This window comes from Aminobacter anthyllidis (genome assembly GCF_018555685.1).
Taxonomy (GTDB): domain Bacteria; phylum Pseudomonadota; class Alphaproteobacteria; order Rhizobiales; family Rhizobiaceae; genus Aminobacter; species Aminobacter anthyllidis.
In genome coordinates this window covers 1-4,705 of record NZ_JAFLWW010000024.1, presented here as the reverse complement: position 1 = coordinate 4,705, position 4,705 = coordinate 1, and the positions used below count along the sequence as shown (strand labels likewise).

Genomic DNA, 4,705 nt, shown 5'->3' with positions numbered 1-4,705 from the left:
GTGCGCCCGAGCGTCGACTTCCCGCAACCAGACTCACCGACCAGGCCAACGATTTCACCCGGATAGAGTTCGATGGAAACGTCGTCGACCGCATGCACAAACTTGCCGCGCTGGACGCTCTTGAACCTGGTTTGCAGGTTTTCGACTTTAAGAACGGGTCTGTGTGTCATGCTGCTGCCCTTCCTTCATTGACGACGGGACAAGCGACAAAGACCGAACCGTCCGCCGAAGGCACCAAGGGAGGCCGGCTGGCCGTGCATGTGGGGACTGCAAAGTCGCAGCGCGGCGCAAAGGCACAACCCTTGAACGGAGCTCCGAGCGTCGGCGGAATGCCGGGCAGTCCACGGAACTGCGAACCGATCGGGTCTTCCCGTTTCGGAATCGCGTTGATGAGGCCCCGTGTGTATGGGTGACGCGGTGTGACCAGGACCTTGTCCACCGGACCGCGTTCTGCCGCCCGTGCCGCATACATGACGACGATATTGTCGGCGGCACCTGCGACGACGCCCATGTCGTGGGTGATCAGCACCATGGCCATGTTGAGCCGTCGCTGCAGGTCCTTGAGCAGGCGCAGGATCTGGGCCTGAACCGTCACGTCGAGAGCGGTTGTCGGCTCGTCGGCGATCAGGAGCTTGGGTTCGCCCGCCAGGGCCGTGGCAATAACGATGCGTTGCCTGAGGCCGCCCGACAGCTCGTGAGGATACTGGCGGAGCCGGGCAGATGGATCGGAGATGCCGACAAGCTTGACGAGTTCCAGCGCACGCGCCTCTGCCGCACGCGGTGTCATGTTGAGGTGAAGCTCCGCCATCTCGGCAATCTGGCGGCCGATGCGTCGCACCGGATTGAGGGCGCTCATCGGATCCTGGAAGATGAAGCCGATGGATTTGCCGCGTATCTTGCGGATTTCCGGCTCCGGCAATCCAATCAGTTCACGCCCGCCGAAGCGCACGGATCCGGACAGGCTCGTCGTTACGCCAGTCGGCATGAGACCGAGGGGGGCGAAGTTCATCACGGTCTTGCCGCTGCCGCTTTCGCCGACGATGGCAAGGCATTCGCCCTGGCGGACGGTGTAACTTACCCCGTCAACGGGACGGATGGCGGATTTGGCCGTCAACAGGTCGACAGTCAGATTGCTGACGCTCAGAAGCGGTTCGTCATGCATCGGAATTCTCCTTGCCCCAGCCTGCGACTTCGATCCGCCGCATGGCGAGCATGCGCCGGGTCAGCGGCTTCGGGATGCGATTGAGCGCGATGGCTTCGCCGAGCGTGTTGAAGCCAATGACCGCAGCCGTCAGAGCCAGGCCGGGCAGGATGACCTGTCGCGGATCGGACTCGAGATAAGGCAATGCGTCGACAAGCATCTGTCCCCATTCCGGCGTCGGCGGCTGGATGCCCAGACCGAGGAAGCTGAGCGTAGCGACAGCCAAAGCGGCAGTGCCGGCATCTGCTGTCGCATAGACCATGACCGCGCCGATCGTGCCGGGCAACAGATGGCCGAAGTAGATGCGCCAGGGGCTGGCGCCAAGCACACGCAGGGCTTCGATATGCGGCTTGCTCATGATGCTGACAGCGACCGCCCGGCTGATACGACCGCTCATCGGCCACCATGCCAGCGCGAGTGCCAGCACCATGGTCCAGTAACCCGGCCCGACGATGCCGATGACCGCCAGCGCGGTGATCAGGCTGGGGATGGACAGGCCGACGTCAACGACACGCATCAGCAGGTCATCGACCCAGCCACGGTGATAGCCGGCGATCGTGCCCATCAGGATGCCGATCGTCATCGCGATGATGAGGACCGAGCCAACGCTGACCAGCGAGGTGTTCGCGGCGATGATCAGGCGACTGAGGGTATCGCGCCCGAGATGGTCGGTGCCCAGCCAGTGGGCGACACTTGGTCCAAGGCCTCCTTGCAGCAGGTTCTGCGCGCTGGGATCCTGAGGCGCGAGCCAGGGGGCAAAGGTGCCCAGCGCAACGAACAGTCCGATGACGACCAGGGCCACGCGGGGGAACTTGTTCAGCCGGGCGAAAATAGGTTTGAGTTTGTTCATGATCAGCTCCATTGGCGCCGGATGCGGGGATCGGTCATCAGGACCGCAAGATCGACGATCAGGTTCACCACGATGAAGAAGGCAAGGAAGATCAGCAGGCATGCCTGCACCACCATGAAGTCGCGGAAGCGCACGCCTGCGAGGAAGTAGTCACCAACACCCTGCCAGGCGAAGAGCGGCTCGACGATGATCCCCGTGGCCGTCATCAATCCCACCTGGGTGCCAAGCGCATTGATGAAGACAGGCGTGATGTTTGGCAGCGCTTCGCGGAACAGGATGGCGGTGCGCCCCAGTCCCTTGCTCTTGGCTGTCAGCACGTAGGGGCTGGTCATAGCCTCCTCCAGTCCGACACGCACGACACGGCTGAGCACTGCTGCCGGCAGGACCGCAACGGTGAGCCATGGCAGCACCCAGCTTACGGGACCGTTGAAACCGAAGGACGGGAACAATTGGAAGGTGACGGAGAAGCCGTAGATCATCAGCGCCCCGACGAAGAAAGTCGGTGTCGAGGCGCCGATGAGAGCCAGACCGCGCGAAACGCGGTCTGGCAGTTTGTAGGGCCAGAAGGCACCCAGGAACCCGAGAAGCAGGCTGAGCAAGGTCGCAATCACGGCGCTGCCTGCGATAAGTGTTCCGGTGACCATCATGCGCTGTGGCAGATCCGCGCTGACCGTCTGGCCCGTCCTGTAGGAGATGCCGAAATCACCCGTAACGGCATCGCCAAGCCAATCCACGTAGCGCATCAGCAGTGGCTTGTTCAGTCCGATCTCTTCGGCAACCTTTTCGACGTAGCCCGGTGTTGAGGCCGCGCCCCGAAGCTCGGCTATAAGTACAGCGACATTGCCGGGAGCCGAAACCACGAGCGTGAAGCAGACCACGGAAGCCAGAAACAACAGGACCAGGGAATGCTTCAGCCGCTTGCTGATGAAGTGGATCAAGGCACCCTCCCTTAGTCGGCCAGCACGATTTTTTCGTACGGCATGTCGTATTCGGTGACCGGACTGGTGAAGCCCTCGACACGCTTGGAATGCGCCCAGATGCTGGGAACGTAGACCAGCGGCGCGATCGCGTCGTTGTCATACAGCCAGTCGTAGACCTTCTGGATCGTCGGCTCGATCTGGTCTCCGGTCGCCGCCGTCGCCGCATTGATCAGCGGGTCCAGATTGGCAGCGTCAGTGACCAGCTTGCCTTCGACGTCGTTCTTGAAGGTCGACAGGCAGAGCCCCACGACGGTCCCGAAAGGATCGTATGGAGCGCCATAGGTGAGGAAGAAGCCGAGATCGTACTTCTTCTCGAGCATGTCGGTGTGCTTGGAGGCATGGTCGACGGAACGGACGACGAGGTCGATACCGATCTCCTTCATCTCGGACTGGATCACCTCGGCGATCACGCGAGAGCCGGGAACGGCATCGGGGCTGACGACCATCTCGAGCGTCAGCGGCTTGCCATCCTTGGAACGGATGGGACTGCCCGTCCAACCCGCCTTTTCCAGCAGCGCCGAAGCAGCGGCCACGTCGCGGACAGGAGCGTCGTGCTGCTCGCCGGCGTATGGCAGCGCCGACGAGAACAGGTTGCCGGCCGGCTTCGCATAACCGTGGTAGAGAGCCTGCGAAATGGCCGCGCGGTCGATGCCGATGCTGATAGCCTTGCGAACCTGCTGGTCCTTCAGCGCCTCCGCACGGTCGGGGTTGAAGGCCATCACCAGTGAGACGTTGCCCGGGTCGATGACGACGCTGAAGCCTGCCGCCTCGAGCTGCTTGGCTTCTTCCGAGGTCAATGGCGCGATCCAGAAGCCACCGATCAGATCGATCTCGCCGGCCCGCAGTGCCGCAACCCGCGACCGCGCATCCGGGATGACCTTGGCTTCCAGCCGTTCGTAACTTGGCTTGTCGCCCCAGTAACCGTCGTAGCGTTCGAAGACACTCTGGGTGTCGTCGGCACTGACCTGGCGCCATGGTCCGGTGCCAACCGGCTCGCCGAACTTGCCGTCGGCGCCGACAGACTTCGGGCTCAGGAAACGCGGCGGTCGGGTGTAGGAAAGCTCCTGCATGAGCGCGAGGACGGGTTCCTTGAAACGGAGGGTAACGTGATAGTCGTCGACCACCTCCAGGGACTCAAAGTACTTGGAGCAGTTCATCCAGCTGAACTGCTCCTTGCCCATCCAGCGCTCAAGATTCCATTTGCATGACGCGGCATCGAACACGGTGCCGTCCTGAAAGGTCACGCCCTGCCGAAGCGTGAGATGAAGGGTCTTCTCGCCGTCTTCGATCTTCCAGTCGCTCGCAAGGCAAGGCTCGATCTGACCGCCCTTGCCGTACTTCACCAGCGGCTCGAACATCAGATCCTGGATCGCCCAAATTGCGAAGTGGCTCTGCGGATCGAGATTGCCGGCCGGCTTGGCGATCGCAACACGGAGCGTGCCTGCTGCACCCTCGGCATAGGCGATCCTGGCGAATGCGGCCTCGGCCATGACCAGCCCTACGGCCGCAGTCGATACCTGCAAAAATGAACGTCTGTCCAATGACATTGGGTAGCTCCTCTCTTTGATGGTCGTTCCCTGGCGCCTTGAAACTTCCGCTGCGGAAATTAGCGCTCACTTGTATAGACATATCATTCTAGGCATGTATACAATGTTACGTCAATATCGTATTTTT

The 4,705-nt window shown here is 61.8% G+C and carries 5 protein-coding genes; all 5 read right to left on the bottom strand.

Features of this window, described 5'->3' with window-relative positions; translation table 11 throughout:
- The coding region (locus J1C56_RS32645; RefSeq protein WP_214394054.1) for an ATP-binding cassette domain-containing protein at positions 1–170 on the bottom strand (170 nt) is incomplete at its 3' end.
- A complete protein-coding gene (locus J1C56_RS32640; RefSeq protein ID WP_214394053.1) occupies positions 167–1,162 on the bottom strand; it encodes an ABC transporter ATP-binding protein in 996 nt (331 codons plus the stop codon). The genes J1C56_RS32640 and J1C56_RS32645, both read right to left, overlap by 4 nt.
- Positions 1,155–2,063: an ABC transporter permease gene (locus J1C56_RS32635; RefSeq protein WP_214394052.1), complete on the bottom strand. Its 909-nt coding sequence runs from the start codon at positions 2,061–2,063 to the stop codon at positions 1,155–1,157. Before J1C56_RS32635 ends, J1C56_RS32640 begins: the two co-directional genes overlap by 8 nt.
- Positions 2,054–2,989: an ABC transporter permease gene (locus J1C56_RS32630; RefSeq protein WP_214394051.1), complete on the bottom strand. Its 936-nt coding sequence runs from the start codon at positions 2,987–2,989 to the stop codon at positions 2,054–2,056. Before J1C56_RS32630 ends, J1C56_RS32635 begins: the two co-directional genes overlap by 10 nt.
- Positions 2,990–3,000: 11 nt before the next feature.
- Positions 3,001–4,578 carry a nickel ABC transporter substrate-binding protein gene (locus tag J1C56_RS32625; protein WP_214394050.1) on the bottom strand — a complete coding sequence of 526 codons (1,578 nt, stop codon included), beginning with the start codon at positions 4,576–4,578 and terminating at the stop codon, positions 3,001–3,003.
- Between the last annotated feature and the right edge of the window lie 127 nt (positions 4,579–4,705).

Coding starts and splice junctions, on each gene's coding strand:
- J1C56_RS32635 (WP_214394052.1), bottom strand. CDS start 2,063: ATGGAGCTGATCATGAACAAACTCAAACCTATTTTCGCCCGGCTGAAC.
- J1C56_RS32625 (WP_214394050.1), bottom strand. CDS start 4,578: ATGTCATTGGACAGACGTTCATTTTTGCAGGTATCGACTGCGGCCGTA.
- J1C56_RS32640 (WP_214394053.1), bottom strand. CDS start 1,162: ATGCATGACGAACCGCTTCTGAGCGTCAGCAATCTGACTGTCGACCTG.